19 protein-coding genes are annotated in these 14,606 nt (G+C 42.0%); 12 read left to right on the top strand and 7 right to left on the bottom strand.

The genetic code is table 11. The features are described 5' to 3' along the window. Positions 1–168: 168 nt before the first annotated feature. Both QNM18_RS02465 and QNM18_RS02460 read left to right on the top strand, forming a co-directional pair. Complete coding sequence (locus QNM18_RS02465; RefSeq protein WP_284136205.1) at positions 169–522, top strand: gamma-glutamylcyclotransferase family protein; 354 nt, start codon at positions 169–171, stop codon at positions 520–522. 30 nt (positions 523–552) lie between these two features. Beyond that, complete coding sequence (locus QNM18_RS02460; RefSeq protein ID WP_211009362.1) at positions 553–1,509, top strand: DUF4350 domain-containing protein; 957 nt, start codon at positions 553–555, stop codon at positions 1,507–1,509. A 35-nt stretch (positions 1,510–1,544) separates the two neighbouring features. Here QNM18_RS02460 and QNM18_RS02455 read toward each other — a convergent pair whose 3' ends face one another. From QNM18_RS02455 to QNM18_RS02445, 3 genes are all read right to left on the bottom strand, one after another. Then, on the bottom strand, positions 1,545–1,955 hold the full coding sequence (locus QNM18_RS02455; protein ID WP_284136204.1) for a type II secretion system protein GspG: 411 nt from the start codon (positions 1,953–1,955) through the stop codon (positions 1,545–1,547). Positions 1,956–1,994: 39 nt separating this feature from the next. Further along, positions 1,995–2,372: a type II secretion system protein GspG gene (locus tag QNM18_RS02450; protein ID WP_284136203.1), complete on the bottom strand. Its 378-nt coding sequence runs from the start codon at positions 2,370–2,372 to the stop codon at positions 1,995–1,997. A 177-nt stretch (positions 2,373–2,549) separates the two neighbouring features. Next, positions 2,550–3,572: a helix-turn-helix domain-containing protein gene (locus QNM18_RS02445; RefSeq protein ID WP_284136202.1), complete on the bottom strand. Its 1,023-nt coding sequence runs from the start codon at positions 3,570–3,572 to the stop codon at positions 2,550–2,552. A 191-nt stretch (positions 3,573–3,763) separates the two neighbouring features. Between QNM18_RS02445 and QNM18_RS02440 the strand changes: the two genes are divergently transcribed. Both QNM18_RS02440 and QNM18_RS02435 read left to right on the top strand, forming a co-directional pair. Then, a complete protein-coding gene (locus QNM18_RS02440; RefSeq protein WP_211009366.1) occupies positions 3,764–4,408 on the top strand; it encodes a hypothetical protein in 645 nt (214 codons plus the stop codon). Positions 4,409–4,533: 125 nt separating this feature from the next. Then, the gene (locus QNM18_RS02435) at positions 4,534–5,040 is read left to right on the top strand and encodes a cytochrome b/b6 domain-containing protein (RefSeq protein WP_284136201.1); all 507 of its coding nucleotides are present in this window, start codon (positions 4,534–4,536) and stop codon (positions 5,038–5,040) included. 36 nt (positions 5,041–5,076) lie between these two features. Here QNM18_RS02435 and QNM18_RS02430 read toward each other — a convergent pair whose 3' ends face one another. After that, positions 5,077–6,192, bottom strand: a complete 1,116-nt coding sequence (locus QNM18_RS02430) for a pyridoxal-phosphate-dependent aminotransferase family protein (protein WP_284136200.1) — start codon at positions 6,190–6,192, stop codon at positions 5,077–5,079. A gap of 145 nt (positions 6,193–6,337) precedes the next feature. Next, positions 6,338–7,195: a LysR family transcriptional regulator gene (locus QNM18_RS02425; RefSeq protein WP_284136199.1), complete on the bottom strand. Its 858-nt coding sequence runs from the start codon at positions 7,193–7,195 to the stop codon at positions 6,338–6,340. Positions 7,196–7,330: 135 nt separating this feature from the next. Here QNM18_RS02425 and QNM18_RS02420 point away from each other — a divergent pair, with 135 nt between their 5' ends. The 8 genes from QNM18_RS02420 (at position 7,331) to QNM18_RS02385 (ending at position 12,263) form a co-directional block, all read left to right on the top strand. Further along, on the top strand, positions 7,331–7,990 hold the full coding sequence (locus QNM18_RS02420; RefSeq protein ID WP_284136198.1) for an FMN-dependent NADH-azoreductase: 660 nt from the start codon (positions 7,331–7,333) through the stop codon (positions 7,988–7,990). 175 nt (positions 7,991–8,165) lie between these two features. Beyond that, the gene (locus QNM18_RS02415) at positions 8,166–8,642 is read left to right on the top strand and encodes an ASCH domain-containing protein (protein WP_284136197.1); all 477 of its coding nucleotides are present in this window, start codon (positions 8,166–8,168) and stop codon (positions 8,640–8,642) included. After that, entirely contained in the window at positions 8,639–9,295 is a 657-nt protein-coding gene (gene hxpB / locus QNM18_RS02410) for a hexitol phosphatase HxpB (RefSeq protein WP_284136196.1), read from the top strand. Before QNM18_RS02415 ends, hxpB begins: the two co-directional genes overlap by 4 nt. 120 nt (positions 9,296–9,415) lie before the next feature. Beyond that, the gene (locus tag QNM18_RS02405) at positions 9,416–9,775 is read left to right on the top strand and encodes a response regulator (protein ID WP_284136195.1); all 360 of its coding nucleotides are present in this window, start codon (positions 9,416–9,418) and stop codon (positions 9,773–9,775) included. 99 nt (positions 9,776–9,874) lie between these two features. Further along, on the top strand, positions 9,875–10,822 hold the full coding sequence (locus tag QNM18_RS02400) for an esterase/lipase family protein (RefSeq protein WP_211009374.1): 948 nt from the start codon (positions 9,875–9,877) through the stop codon (positions 10,820–10,822). A 103-nt stretch (positions 10,823–10,925) separates the two neighbouring features. Continuing rightward, on the top strand, positions 10,926–11,315 hold the full coding sequence (locus QNM18_RS02395; protein ID WP_211009375.1) for a RidA family protein: 390 nt from the start codon (positions 10,926–10,928) through the stop codon (positions 11,313–11,315). 116 nt (positions 11,316–11,431) lie between these two features. Further along, a complete protein-coding gene (locus QNM18_RS02390) occupies positions 11,432–11,791 on the top strand; it encodes a RidA family protein (RefSeq protein WP_284136194.1) in 360 nt (119 codons plus the stop codon). A gap of 34 nt (positions 11,792–11,825) precedes the next feature. Then, positions 11,826–12,263: a GNAT family N-acetyltransferase gene (locus QNM18_RS02385; protein WP_211009377.1), complete on the top strand. Its 438-nt coding sequence runs from the start codon at positions 11,826–11,828 to the stop codon at positions 12,261–12,263. A 56-nt stretch (positions 12,264–12,319) separates the two neighbouring features. Here the strand turns inward: QNM18_RS02385 and QNM18_RS02380 are convergent, their stop codons facing one another. Then, a complete protein-coding gene (locus tag QNM18_RS02380) occupies positions 12,320–12,802 on the bottom strand; it encodes an acyl-CoA thioesterase (RefSeq protein WP_211009378.1) in 483 nt (160 codons plus the stop codon). Between the two features lie 96 nt (positions 12,803–12,898). After that, the gene (locus QNM18_RS02375) at positions 12,899–14,548 is read right to left on the bottom strand and encodes an electron transfer flavoprotein-ubiquinone oxidoreductase (protein WP_211009379.1); all 1,650 of its coding nucleotides are present in this window, start codon (positions 14,546–14,548) and stop codon (positions 12,899–12,901) included. Positions 14,549–14,606: the final 58 nt, after the last annotated feature.

The following is a 14,606-nucleotide window of genomic DNA, read 5'->3' as shown; positions in this document are numbered from 1 at the left end:
ACTTGCCCAGATAGAGCGCCAATTGTGAGGTGCTTTATATACTTTGCCATGACACCTATCTGGCAGTTGTGAACACTTTTATATCTGTTTATGCAATGCTTGATGTTTAGTTTAATCCCAGATAAATTCGCTACAGAAGCATGTTTCGGTCAAGCAGTAAGGATAAAAATGGAAAAACTATTCTCATATGGCACATTACAATTAGAACAGGTTCAAATTGAAACATTTGGTCGCATACTCACAGGTCACAAAGACAAACTGATAGGTTATGTTCTCAGCGAAGTTAAAATTAACGATGCTGAAGTGATAAAAACCAGTGGTAAAGATATACACCCAATTTTGAAATATACCGGGAATGACACCGATATTGTAGATGGTACTGTGTTTGATATAACGCCTTCAGAACTGTCCCAGGCCGATGAGTACGAAGTAGATGAATATGTACGTGTAGCAGGCCAGTTTCAGTCGGGAATGCAAGCGTGGGCTTATGTGTGTGCAGCAACAGAGTCTGCAAGAACATAACGTAGAACAACGGTTAAAAGAGGCTGTATCTTGGCGTTTATATTAAAGGTTGGAATTGCGAGTTGCCTATTATGGTTAGTGGGGTGCTCTGATAGTCCACAACACGCTGATCCTGATTTTAAGCCGAAGAATAGTACCCCTCGCTTTGTAGAGCATAACAGTCCGGTTGTGTTTATCGATCAAGCACATCATAACTTTTTAACTCTTAATGGGCGTTATAAACCTTTTGCGCGAGTACTCGAAAGTGACGGCTATACAGTCCAACCTAATCGCCACACATTATCCTTAGCAAGCTTGAGTAATATTGATGTTTTAGTTATTGCCAATGCGCTCGATAGAAAGAGAAGTGATTTTCGACCGCCATATAGCCAAGCTTTTACTAATGGCGAAATCGCTGATATAAAAACTTGGGTAAGCAAAGGAGGGGCTTTATTCTTGGTCGCAGATCATGCGCCGTTTCCAAAAGTCATCGAAAACCTTGCCGAGGCATTTGGATTTGAATTCTCAAATGGTCATGTAGGCGACGCTGTTTTTAATAGGCAGCAAGGAACCCTGGCTGCGCATCCTATAACCGAAGCGCCGTTGAAGGTGACGGCCAATATTTACGGTGTAGCGATACATGATGCCATGCATGCTAAGGCGACAGAAAGTTATATTGACCAAATTCGCTCCTTTGGTGGTTCGGCTTTTAAACCGCCCAGCGAAGCGCTCTCGTTGCTTTCCATGAAAGCCGGGAGCGTCTCTATAGTACCAAGCGTGCCATTTGAGGTTAATGCGAATACCAAACGAATTATCATTGACGGCTGGAGCCAAGGTGCTGTGATGGAACTTGGGCGAGGTCGAGTCGCTGTGTTTGCAGAGGGCATGATGTTTTCGTCACAAATAGATAGAAAAACAGGGAAAAAGCTTGGACTAACCTCACAAGGTGCTGAGCAGAACGAGCGCTTTTTATTGAATGTGATGGCGTGGTTGGTTAAAGAACTTTAGCTTATGGTGTTTGTGTTATTTGGTTGCTATTTTATCTATTTATTGCTGGGCCATAGCAACTGAGAGCCGCGGTAGCGCTCATTTTGTTTTGTAAATGTATAGATGATAAGACCTGCCTTAGCATCTAATGAACCAGGACTCCAAATGATAAAAGCGTTTGATTGCCCACCTAAATATTTATACTGATAAGGCTCTCCCCATGGATCGAGTGGTATAGTGTCTATCATTTTTGGCGTTGTTTGGGTGAGTATATTGAGCGCTTTAATTTCACTGATATCTTTTTTTTCTAGCTTTTCATACTGCGTTATGGCCTGACCCAATTGCTGAATATCTAGTTTTGTTATGTCGCCACGAGAAGAGGGAGAGTAAAAAGGTTTAGGCAAAAAAAGTGATATGGCAAATGCAATTGTCAGTAATGCCACAATAGAAGTAAAAAATTTCTTCAACTTTATACATCCGCAAATGGTTTGAGTTTAAAGCTAGACTCAAAATAATTGGCCTTTAGTTGGTTCCATCAGATTAGCAGTGTAACGTCCATCGTGTTTTTCAAAGGCATACATGATCAACCCAGAATCTGAATCAATAGATCCCGAGCTCCAAATAATAAAGGTAGCTGACCTACCACCTAAATATTTATACCCATATCGCTGATCCCATGGATCATCTGGCAATGCGTACAGTATTGCTGGAGTGCTCTGCGTAAGTTGAGAGATATCTTTGAGCGTTTTGATATTTTTACCGAGGATGCTTTCATATAACTCGATAGCCTGACCCAATTGCATAATATCTGACTCGACTTTATTAATTGTGCAAGAGCCACAATAAAGGGCCTGTGGCACTAAGGTCGATAGGATAAAAAGCATTAGTAGAAACCCTATCAAATAGACCAAGCACCTCTTCAGTATCCCATTCCTTTGCATTTTAGACTCCACACATGTTGCTGTAGCAAGCAGTAACTTACTGCTTTGATATGAATCTAGAATTAATCAAAGTGTGGGATAAGTAATCATCAGGCTAACATGTCATCGTCGTGCCACAGTTTACAAAGCATACTGGGCCCGCCACTTAGTTGGTGTGGTGCCTAGTTGCTTTTTGAACTCAATATAAAAAGAACTCTTGTTGTTAAAACCGCTATCGAGTGCAATTTGAGTGATGTTGTCTCGGGACGTTGTCTGCTTTAAGAGTTGGCAGGCAAAGCTGATACGATATTCATTGAGTAGAGCGTAAAAGCTTTTATTCATATGCTCATTGAGTAATTCAGAAGTTTGATGCTGGCTGAGTCCCAGTAGTTCAGCCAGTTGCTTTAGTGTCAATTGGTTATCTAGGAAAATGTGCTCCTGTTCAAGCAAACGCTTTAGATCATGACGACAGCTTTGAACAAGTGACGGACTAAGCTGAAGTTGTTTTTTTGTCGATTCAACTTCCTGCACTTGAATATATTGTGTTTGCTGAATGCGATATGCGGCGGCAAAGGAGAATGTCAGCAGGTAGAGACATACGGTAATGTTTAAACTGAGCCACAAAGGATAAAGCCATACAGAGCCGCTTAAATACGCAACAGCGACCCCTCCGTTTAGGCTCACCACAAATACCACCCAAGTGAATAGCCACTTATTTTGTTTGAGTAGTGTGGCACTTTTTGTTGAACGACTTTGCCACATTGCCGTCACGTAACTGAACATTAGACCAAAATAAATGGTGTGCATTAACTGGGCTTGGGTGTGAATACCAACCACTTTAACGATAAGGAAAATTGAAAATGGCACACAGTGAAGTAATACGGTAGCAAGCTTTGGTTTGGCGTCGAAGCGATAAAATAAAAAGCACAAACCGCAAAATAGTAACATACAGTTGTTGGCTATTTGCGAGATTAATACCGAGTGGATATTAAATTTGAGTTGAATGTAGCTGGTGAAAGGGATCAGCATCAAAACCAAGTTGGCTGATGTTAAAAAGTACATGCCTTTATCAAAGCTTTGTTCGTACCTTAGCATCATACCAACACAAAATAGGGCGATTAAGCACGATACGAGATAAAACTCCTGTTGCAGTTCAAGCCACATAATTAAAATTATCCTTGGTCAGGTTGTGCCATCAAACATAGCAAGCAGTCAATTTAGCTAAATTGACAACTGTAATCATCTGATACATATCGATATTAATTCAAAAAACTCCTATTTTATCAAGATGGAATAAATTGCTGAGCAAAGCTTTAAGACTAAAAAGGTGATAAATACAACGACTAGGAGTCATCATGAAATCTCTTCAAGCAAGTTTAATCTTATTGGGGTCGAGTGTTCTGAGCTTTAACGGCAATGCACAAGTGCTAACTGAGATGCAGGTCGAGCAAGTAAAACAAAACGTATTAACTTATATGAGCAGTTGGAATTTACAGCACGGGGAAGATCGAGTCAGTAATCTGGAGCGTGCCATTAATCCCGGCTTTCGTTACCAAGATCCGACAACAGCCGGGTACTTGGTTGGCGGTGCACAAAATGTCAGCAATTGGATCGGTGGATTTCAAGGGCAAATGCGCGACTTTGGACTCTGGCCTGTGGATGCAACTTTGGTGTCGAATATTGAAATTCATGGTAGCGTTGAAAATACGCATATAAGATTCAATTGGCATATTTCCGCGTTTGACGGTGCGGTGACCGTGGCTGAAGGTGTGGACTATGGTACTGCATCAAACTTAAAGTTGGACTCAATCACTGGCTTTTTTGGGCCGTTAATACCACTTTGTAAGGCCCCGGATTGGCAATCTGGCAGCACTTATTTAAGAGATGAGCAGGTGTCTTTTGAACGGGCGATTTACAAAGCGAGTTGGTGGACTCAAGCATCTCCAGTCCAAGATCCTGATGCGTGGGTTAAGCTAACTGACTGTAGCGAAACCCCCTAACTATTAGCAATCGTCTCAGAGCGGCTGGTTAAGGCTGCTCTTTTTAGTGTTCAGAAATATTTGAAACTTTATATCTTGGCGCTAAGATAAGAATGTATCTTGGTACAGAAATAAAGGAATATTTTATGGACAACAAGCATTATATCGTCGACCGCACCCTCCATTGGTTTGCTGCTTTTTTGATTTTATTTATTTTGATGAATATGAGTGCGCAAATTCATACCATAGACTACCAAATTAAAGGCCAAGAATTACATCGTCAGGAGTCAATTCAAACTCATGCATTGATGGCATTAGGTGTATTTACTTTGGTTTTGACCCGGCTAATTTGGGAAAAGCTATTTAGCGGAAAATTGACAAGACAGTCAATACAAAACCGTGCGCACGCAATTTTGGTAAAAATAGTACATGGGGGTTTTTATTTAATTTTATCAGGGCTGGTGGTTACCGGAGTTGGTATGGCAATAAATGCTGAAGTAGTTATTTATTTGTTCGGCGTGCAATTCTCAGATGCGGTCAGTCGAGATGGTCATTTTTATGCCAGTATGCTCGATATACATTTAATGTTGATAGACACTTTGTGGTGGGTGATCGCCGCTCATTTTGCAGGGGTTTTGTACGCTCGTCGGTAGCGATTCGCATGGGGTGGAAGACCCACCCCGTGTATCTTAGCTTAATACGTCTTGAAGCGCGGCGATTAACAATGCGACATTTTGCTCGTTGGCAGTCGAGCCCATTAGGCCGATACGCCATGTTTTGCCTGCAAGCTGGCCCAGTCCAGCACCAATCTCAAGGTTGTATTTGCTTAGTAAAGCTGTACGCACGGTGTTGTCATCTATTCCGTTAGGGATCAAGACGGAATTCAGTTGTGGTAAACGGTGGGGCTCATCAACTAAAAACTCAATGTTGAGCTTTTCAAGGCCAGATTTTAGTGCGAGGTGTAAATTGTGATGTCGCTGCCAAGCATTTTCTAGCCCTTCTTGTTTCAACATGAGTAAGGATTCGTGCAGTGCATACAATGAATTGATAGGGGCTGTGTGGTGGTAGCTACGCTTACCTTCGCCTGACCAGTAGTTCATCACTAAAGATTGATCTAAAAACCAGCTTTGTACTTTGCTTTTGCGTGACTTCAAGACTTCTACTGCTTTGTCACTAAAACTGATGGGTGAGATCCCTGGGACACATGACAAGCATTTTTGCGAGCCTGAATATATCGCATCAATTCCCCACTCATCTACTTTTAGTTCGCTACCGCCGAGAGATGTCACTGCATCAACAATGCTAAGGGCATTGTATTTCTTTGCCAATTGGCACAAGGTTTTTGCATCGCTGCGCGCACCAGTGGAAGTTTCTGCATGAACAAATGCCAGTGCTTTTACTGTGGGGTTGGCTTTAAATGCACCTTCAACTTTGTCAAGCGTCACAGGATCGCCCCATTTATCCTCTACGATAATAGCCTGAGCACCAACTCGTTCTATGTTTTCTTTGAGTCGTGTACCGAATACACCATTAATACACACAATGACTTTGTCATTGGGTTCTATAAGGTTCACAACACAGGCTTCCATACCCGCCGACCCCGGCGCAGACAACGCAATGGTAAATGTGTTTTCTGTGTTAAACGCATATTGTAAAAGTTGTTTAATTTCATCCATCAAGCCAATGAATTGAGGATCTAAATGGCCTATGGTTGGTCTAGAGAGCGCCCCTAAAACACGAGGCGAGACATTAGAAGGTCCTGGTCCCATTAGGATACGTGGGGTTGGGTTAAATGATTCAAACATAAAAATTCCCGTTTTTAGTGTGTTAGTTATGCTCGTTGTTGTGGACTTAACAAAACTGGCCGAAATTTCTGGCTTAATTGTGTGCCCTAGATGCTTTTAAATCCAGTGGTGAGATCAAGAGTTAATATTTCTTTGCTCGATTACTTTACTTATCAGAGAGCTGTGCTTTTAACCAGTTTATAAATATCAATTGTTGTCTGGTGTACTGAACTTCATTCAAAGGCACATAGTAACCAAGTTGTGTGCCGACAGGGCGATATGACGCTTTGGTTAAAACATTCTTTTCTATTAAGCCTTTAACAAGGCTATATGAAGCGAAAACTAGCCCACTACCTGCGATTGCTTCTTGAATGCAATACAATTCCTGATCAAAGTACACAACCTCAAATAAATTTGCATCTAGGTCATTGTGGGCTAACCAAGCCTGCCACGGAGCGGAGGGCAGTTGCGTGTTTTTCCACTTTGGAATAAACATGGTGGTTTTTTTCTGGGTGTTCAGTCTTGCAAGACACGCTTGATTGCCATAGGCATTAAAATTCTCAATGGAAAGCAACTGGCTCTGTTTAATTTGGCTTGTATCTCCAAAGCGAACGGCAATCGCTTGAGAGTCATGCACTAGGTGCTCACCAGTTGCTACAGAAACTTCAAGGTTCGGGTATTCTTTATTAAACCCTCGCAATGCGGGGATCAACATTTGAGCGGCAAAGGATGACGTAGTGTGTATTTGAATGACTTTGCCTTGTTCAACCAGCTGATTGACTGCGCGTTCAATGGTGCCAAACCCTGTATGGGTTGCCTGAGCCAAAAGAAAACCAGCTTTGGTAGGGTTTATTTCACGGGTTTTGCGAATAAACAAATCAATACCAAGACGCACTTCTAAGTTTTTAATGTGGTGAGACACCGCTGTCGGCGTGATATTTAGCTCCTGAGCAGCAAGTTTAAAGCTGTTGTGCCGCGCTGCAGCTTCAAAGACCCTCAACGCCTGCATTGATACATTCAACATGGCTACTTCCTCAATAAAGTTTGTGCAATTATACATGAGTAAAACTTACTTATAAAAAGGATCTTTTCATTTGTCGTGGCGGCGCATAAATCACACAATTCTCAACCAATGAAACACACTAAAAAGGTTACCTCCATGTTCAAACTACTTCATATAGATTCAAGCATTAGAAAACGTCAAAACAACAACCCTCAGCATGATTCAATTTCAAAAAGGCTCGCTTATAGCTTTGTTGAAAATATGAAAGAAAGCTCATCTGTGTCTCAATACGTTTACAGGGATGTAGGTATGAATCCGCCACCGTTCACGGATCAAGACTGGTTAGGTGCAGTGTTTACTCCCATAGATAAAAGAAGTACGCAGCAATGCCAAAAGCTCGCCATCTCAGACACCTTGATCGCTGAAGTGAAAGAGGCGGATATTATCGTAATTTCAACACCAATGTATAACTATGGCATGCCTGCACAGCTTAAAGCTTGGTTTGATCAAATTGTGCGGGTCAATGAAACATTTAGTTTTGATCTCGCTCGGGGGAATTTCCCACTAGAGCCCATATTGTCAGGGAAAACCTTAGTGCTTATCACATCATGTGGCGAGTTTGGCTTTGAAGTTGGCGGGGTGAGAGAGCATATGAATCACTTGGCACCCCATATTAAGACCCTGTCTAAGTATATTGGCTGTGAACGGATATTTGAAATCGCATCTGAGTATCAAGAGTTTGCAGATCTACGACATCAAAGTTCGCTAGAAGCTGCGTTTATAGAAACGCGAAAACTTGCAAAGCGTCTTATTTAATAGCACTTTCCTTAGCCATAAACGTGTCATTCACAATTATGGCTTTTTCCACTTTAGTTCGCGCCATCATTATCTTTTTCCATCCATTTTTACTTTGCTATTTATTATCGTCAGCAGTGTCTTTATTATCTTATTGTTGTTTCAATATTAATTAAGCCAAAAGGAGTGTTATTTGGTGCGACCAGCTAACCACCCATCCGTTATTGAACTCAGTAAAGCCTATTTTGAGCACCACAACCAGCCTTTTGAAATGCTACCAAACTGGCACTTTTGTGATAATGAGGCTGATGCTAACGACTGCCTCGATCTGGTGCTTGCGGGAGTGAAAAAAGCAACGTCTCCTTCTCTTTGGTGGTACAAAGCCAACAATATTGCATTACCACAAGTCGGTGATTTAAATATTGTCACAGACTGGCATGGTTATGCTCACTGTATTGTCAAAACAACCAAAGTAACCATAGTCCCCTTCAACCTTATTGATGATACCTATGCCGCTTTGGAAGGGGAGGGGGACAAGTCGCTGGCGTATTGGCGACAGGTTCATTGGGCGTATTACCAAAGAGAATTGGCTGAAACAAAGTACACGCCGTCTCACGATATGCCTATTGTATGCGAAGAGTTTGAAATAGTTTTTACTTTGGAGGATAAATGATTGACGCTGTGATATTTGATATGGACGGTACCTTAATAGATTCTGAGCCGATGTGGCAGGCCGCGGAAAAGCAGGTCTTTGGCAGTCTTGGCGTAGATGTACGCGATGAGCTAGCGGCTAGAACTGCGTCCATGACAACCATACAAGCTGCTGAATTTTGGTATCAACATGCACCTTGGGAAGGGCCGAGTACGTCACAAGTCGCTGACCAAGTCGTTTTACGTGTCGCTGAATTAATTGTTCTTCAAGGAGAGGCTTTGGCTGGTGTTCATCATGCGTTATCGTTGCTGCGAGCGAAAAAACTTAAGATAGGTTTAGCAACTAACGCACCCATGACGCTGATACCTGTGGTGTTCGACAAGCTGGATATAGGTCATTATTTTACGACTTATTGTTCATCTGATAATGAAATGGCAGGCAAACCTTCTCCAGATGTCTATTTGACTGCGGCGAAGGAAATGGGCGTTTTACCTGAACGATGTTTAGCTGTTGAAGACTCCGTAACAGGCATGAAAGCAGCGCAAGCGGCAAATATGCGCACGCTTGTGGTTCCACAAAAGTCACAGTTCAATAATGTCAAATTTGATAAGGCCGATATGAAACTTGAAAGCTTGCTCGCGTTAACAGAGTCGCACTTAGCATTAAACGAGTAGGTATGCTCGGCCAATATGCGTCAAAACACAGCAAAATAAGTTGCTTAACTTTGCGTTTATTGAAAGCAGTGACTAGCATCAAGCTTGGTAAGCAAATAAATTACAGCGGAAAGGAAGGCAATGAAGATTTTAGTTGTAGATGATACGTACTTTATGAGGGAGCTTATCTGTGAGAGTTTGCAAGAACAAGGGTTTAAAGAGCTGACGCAGGCGAGTAATGGCGAAGAAGCTCTGAATGCGCTGTCGAACAAACACTACGATCTCATTGTTACCGATTGGAATATGCCGAAAATAAATGGTGTTGAGCTGATTAAAAAGATGAAACTTAACCCAGCACTTCGCCACACCAAAATTATTATGCTAACAGGTGACACAACCCCTGAAAAAATCTTAGAAATGAAAGAGCTAGGTGTCAATGGCTACATTTCCAAACCATTCACTCCAGAGTTACTTACTGATTTAGTTATAAAATTATCTTAGATTTTTCAGATGCTTACTTATCTTATCTAACGTACTTTTTTAACTTGTTCTCTTGCCTTATTCTATTTAATAGAAATGCAGTTACTTTAAGGAGATGAGATGCAAGATATAGAGCAAAAACAAACGCAGATCCTAACAATGCTCGAAAAAGGGGTTACCGAACAAGACTTTGAACGCATTGCAGAAGACACCCTAATAGAAAACCTAAACAGCCCGTCTGATGACTTACAACTACTTAGCCTACATCTAATTCATGATTATTTAAGTCGCGCTAGTGACCGCGATAGAGCGCAAATAAAGATAGAAAATCTATATTGGTTAACTGCTAACGAGCATACGCGTGCGAATGAGACGCTTGGTCAGTTAATTGCGGCAGAAAAGTTGAACTTAGGCCATAAATTAGGTGTTGCAGAAACAACAGGCAACTCAGCTCTTCCTCGTGTGTTTAATATGGCAAATAGTCGTAGTAAAAAGGCGATATTAATCCATGGTACTTGGGCAAATGGTAATGCTTGGTATCAAAGAGGTGGGGATTTTTACAATTACCTGACCAACAACCATTTTGATGTCATGCCTTTTCATTGGAGTGGGGCGAATCAGCATGCAGATAGGGTAATGGCTGCGGTGAATTTACGTGCTTTGATAGAAAACGGTCAAAATAGTCATGTATTCAAAAAAGATTCTGCTGGTTTTTATGATGTTGAAATTTATGCCCATAGCCATGGTGGTAATGTCGCACTAAAAGCATTGAGATTAGGGTTAAAGGTATCGAAAGTTGTTTTAATGGGTACCCCGGTTAGGTATCAGTACATGCCGTTATTACGCAATGTGTCAAATGGGGTATTTAACGTGTTTTCGTTAGGAGATAAAGTCCAAATTGTTGGTGCGATGGGAAGTAAGCGCGGTGGTCGTGCAATTAGTGACAGTGAAAAAGGTGTTAACTATCTAGCTGAAGAGAATCAATCAAACCGAGCGCCAGGGCACTCAGATCTCCATGACAGTGGTGTGTGGGCAAAAAATGGTTTAGGCGATATTATGCATCAATAAAGGCGGTAATTTACCACCCAATATACCTTTAAACACTTGAAAAAAAGATAAAAGGTAGCGACTATAAGCGCACTTTTTCTACTAACCTGAAATGGAAATTATCATGACAAAAGTATTGCACACAGAATCTGCACCAGCGGCAATTGGCCCTTATGTCCAAGGTGTTGACTTAGGAAACATGGTACTGACCTCTGGTCAGATCCCAGTTAATCCTGTTACAGGCGATGTTCCAGAAGCCATTGCTGATCAAGCGAGGCAATCACTTGAGAATGTGAAAGCAGTTGTTGAGTCTTCAGGTCTAACCGTTGCTGATATTGTAAAATTGACTGTATTTGTAAAAGACTTGAATGACTTTGGCACTGTAAATGAAGTTTACGGCAAATTTTTCGACGAGCATAACGTAGCAAATTACCCTGCGCGTTCATGTGTCGAAGTTGCGCGTTTACCAAAAGATGTCAACATTGAAATTGAAGCGATTGCGGTACGTAAGTAACGAGAGAGCAAAAAGACATTAAAGGAGCTTATGCTCCTTTTTTAATTTTAAAGACGTAAATGTATTATCCAATTGCAATTACCCCCTCTACCTATCAATGATCAAGGAGTTGTACGATGATTGAAAGAAAGCGAGGCCTATATGAAGGCCGTAATAAATCATCAGCCTATAAAGACTTAGTTTGGACGGTTGCAACGTCGTTTGATACTCAAGCTGACTTGGCACAGCAAACAAGACACACGCTCAATACAATCCAAAAAAATCTAAATGAGCTGGGCTCAGATAAAGCCCGAATAGTTTCTGCTCAAGTGTATATTGCAAACATGGCAGACAAGCCAATAATGGATGAAGTTTGGAAAGAGTGGTTTGGCCCAAACCCCGATCATTGGCCTCAGCGAGCCTGCCTTGGTGTTGACCTTGAAGGTGACGTGTTGATCGAGGTGACAGTGACCGCAGTTCGGTGCAATCCACTTTAATATACCCATCAATAACCTAATATCGGGAATCCTTATGATTGAGCTGGTGGCGTCAGAAGTAGAACATATCGATACATTTATAGAGATGGAGCAAGAAAGCGACACGGAACACTTTATCATTCCATATACAAGGTCACAGCATTTAGCACAAATGCGCCAAACGCACACATTGTACTTGTCTATTTTTTGTGAAGGTAGATTGTCCGGTTTTTTTATCCTAGTTAAAGCGCTTACTGGAGATGTAGAATTTCGACGTGTTGTCATCGCAAAAAAACACCGAGGGATCGGCCAGCAAGCGATTAAGGAGATGGCCCTTTATTGTAAAGTGCACTTAGGTGCTAAGAGAATATGGCTAGATGTGTTTGCGACTAACTCACGTGGTATACACGTATATCGTAAACTTGGTTACCATCAATTTGGTGTGTCGCAACACCGAGGTAAGCAACTAATTTTAATGGAAAAACATATATAAAGCTCCTCAATTTCAAAGATAAGAGCTGTCTAGGGTTCTACAGAGCCCAATTGGCTCTATTCGTCTTGATCTAATGTAGCTTGCAGCAACGACTCCGTTTGTATCGCGATGTCTTTCATTTTTATCGCGTATTGCTCCAGTGCTTTTTGCTCAGGAGTTTGCGCAATAAATTTAGAAACGGGAATAGGGTAGCCAGCTTGATCCATAGCAATAAAACTAATGATACAGTGATTGGTTTCGACCATGTGTTGTTTTTGTGGATCGCCACACCTTACCTGTATAAATATTTGCATACTGGTTTTTCCGGTATGGGCAATTTTCGCTGATACTTCAACAATTTGACCAACTAAAATAGGACGATGAAAACGTACACCAGCAACTGAAACCGTGACGCAATAGGCGCCACTCCAGCCGGCAGCACAGGCATACCCAGCTTGATCGATCCATTTCATTACGACACCGCCGTGGACTTTTCCGCCAAAATTGACGTCGGTTGGTTCAGCTAAAAACCTGAAAATCACTTCTGATTGATTGGCCATACGCGCCTCATCGTTTATCGAGTATGAGGTAAGTATAGAAAAAAAGGGGCGTTTCGCCCCTTGCAATTTGAGATATGTAAATAATTGGTTGGGTTATTACATATTCGGGTAGTTGGGTCCACCAGCGCCTTCTGGTGTCACCCAAGTAATATTTTGGCTAGGATCTTTGATATCACAGGTTTTACAGTGAATACAGTTTTGTGCATTAATCACAAATTGCTTTTCACCTGCTTCATTTTCGTTTATCTCGTAAACACCAGCAGGGCAGTAACGCTGTGCGGGTTCCGCATATTGCTCTAAATTAACCGAAATTGGTATGCTGGCGTCTTTGAGTTGCAAATGGCAGGGTTGAACTTCTTCATGGTTGGTATTTGATAAAAAGACCGAAGAAAGCTTATCAAAGCTGAGCTTGCCATCCGGTTTCGGATAGTCGATTTTAGTCGCGTCTTTGGCCAGTCTTAGGGACTCGTAATCTTTGCTAATATCTTTGATTGTGAAAGGTAATGCACCAGAGAAGAAATTTTGGTCAATCATGTTGTAGGCGCCACCTAAGTAGCGACCAAGCTTGTGCATGGCTGGACCAAAATTTCGAGATTGATAAAGCTCTTCGTGCAGCCAACTCGCCTTAAACTTGTCGTCGAAACTTTGTAAGTCAGCTGCCGCGTCCTCTTTTGAGAGCGCTTCAATGATAGTATCGGCGCCGATCATGCCGGACTTCATTGCTGTGTGGTTTCCTTTGATTTTGGCAAAGTTCAAGGTGCCTGCATCGCAGCCAATCAACAAACCGCCAGGAAAGTGCATTTTAGGTAATGCGTGTAATCCACCTTTTGCGATTGCGCGTGCACCGTATGAAATACGTTCACCGCCTTCGAGGGTTTGTTTAAACACTGGATGATGTTTCATGCGCTGAAATTCATCAAATGGGCTTAAATATGGGTTTTTGTAGTTCAAATCGATGATCAGACCAACCACAACTTGGTTATTTTCGGCGTGGTACATAAATGAGCCGCCATGGGTTTCATTATCAAGTGGCCACCCAGTGCCGTGAACCACAGTACCTTCTTTGTGCTTCTCTGGGTCGATTTGCCAAATTTCTTTAAAACCAATGCCGTAGTGCTGTGGTGTGGCGTCTTTATCTAGCTCAAACTCTTTGATCAATTGTTTACCTAAGTGGCCGCGGCAACCTTCAGCAAACACTGTGTATTTAGCCCGCAGCTCCATACCCGGCATATAGGTATCTTTTGGCTGACCATCTCTGTCTAAGCCCATATCGCCTGTGACAATACCTTTAACTTCGTTTTCTTCAATGATCAGTGAATGAGCACTAAAGCCGGGGAAAATCTCTACCCCAAGCGCTTCTGCTTGCTCAGCTAACCAACGACAGACGTTGCCCATAGAAACGATGTAATTACCTTCGTTTTTAAAGGTTTTTGGCACCACCATATGTGGTAGGTTTGTTGCGTTTTGCTCATCTTTAAACAGGTAGATTTCATCTTCTGTTACTTTTGTTGTAAGAGGTGCGCCTTTTTGCGCCCAATCTGGAATGAGTTCATCTAATGCTTTGGTCTCGAAAACGGCACCGGACAAAATATGTGCACCCACTTCTGAGCCTTTTTCTACCACACAGATCATGAGTTCTTGTTCTTTTTGCTGTGCTTGTTGAGCGAGTCGAATAGCGCATGATAAGCCTGCAGGGCCCGCACCCACTATGACGACATCAAATTCCATGGTTTCACGTTCGACCATTTTTACCTCGTATACATTGACGGTAGATTAACTTAAACTCGAGTTAAGTTCTTTTTAC

Origin of the sequence: Pseudoalteromonas obscura (assembly GCF_030135505.1) — a bacterium.
Taxonomy (GTDB): Bacteria; Pseudomonadota; Gammaproteobacteria; order Enterobacterales; family Alteromonadaceae; genus Pseudoalteromonas; species Pseudoalteromonas obscura.
The sequence above is the reverse complement of the archived record's forward strand: the minus strand, read 5'-3'. Positions and strand labels throughout refer to the sequence as shown.

Coding starts and splice junctions, on each gene's coding strand:
- QNM18_RS02465 (WP_284136205.1), top strand. CDS start 169: ATGGAAAAACTATTCTCATATGGCACATTACAATTAGAACAGGTTCAA.
- QNM18_RS02450 (WP_284136203.1), bottom strand. CDS start 2,372: ATGCTTTTTATCCTATCGACCTTAGTGCCACAGGCCCTTTATTGTGGC.
- QNM18_RS02445 (WP_284136202.1), bottom strand. CDS start 3,572: ATGTGGCTTGAACTGCAACAGGAGTTTTATCTCGTATCGTGCTTAATC.
- QNM18_RS02440 (WP_211009366.1), top strand. CDS start 3,764: ATGAAATCTCTTCAAGCAAGTTTAATCTTATTGGGGTCGAGTGTTCTG.
- QNM18_RS02435 (WP_284136201.1), top strand. CDS start 4,534: ATGGACAACAAGCATTATATCGTCGACCGCACCCTCCATTGGTTTGCT.
- QNM18_RS02430 (WP_284136200.1), bottom strand. CDS start 6,192: ATGTTTGAATCATTTAACCCAACCCCACGTATCCTAATGGGACCAGGA.
- QNM18_RS02425 (WP_284136199.1), bottom strand. CDS start 7,195: ATGTTGAATGTATCAATGCAGGCGTTGAGGGTCTTTGAAGCTGCAGCG.
- QNM18_RS02420 (WP_284136198.1), top strand. CDS start 7,331: ATGTTCAAACTACTTCATATAGATTCAAGCATTAGAAAACGTCAAAAC.
- hxpB (WP_284136196.1), top strand. CDS start 8,639: ATGATTGACGCTGTGATATTTGATATGGACGGTACCTTAATAGATTCT.
- QNM18_RS02405 (WP_284136195.1), top strand. CDS start 9,416: ATGAAGATTTTAGTTGTAGATGATACGTACTTTATGAGGGAGCTTATC.
- QNM18_RS02400 (WP_211009374.1), top strand. CDS start 9,875: ATGCAAGATATAGAGCAAAAACAAACGCAGATCCTAACAATGCTCGAA.
- QNM18_RS02395 (WP_211009375.1), top strand. CDS start 10,926: ATGACAAAAGTATTGCACACAGAATCTGCACCAGCGGCAATTGGCCCT.
- QNM18_RS02390 (WP_284136194.1), top strand. CDS start 11,432: ATGATTGAAAGAAAGCGAGGCCTATATGAAGGCCGTAATAAATCATCA.
- QNM18_RS02385 (WP_211009377.1), top strand. CDS start 11,826: ATGATTGAGCTGGTGGCGTCAGAAGTAGAACATATCGATACATTTATA.
- QNM18_RS02380 (WP_211009378.1), bottom strand. CDS start 12,802: ATGGCCAATCAATCAGAAGTGATTTTCAGGTTTTTAGCTGAACCAACC.
- QNM18_RS02375 (WP_211009379.1), bottom strand. CDS start 14,548: ATGGTCGAACGTGAAACCATGGAATTTGATGTCGTCATAGTGGGTGCG.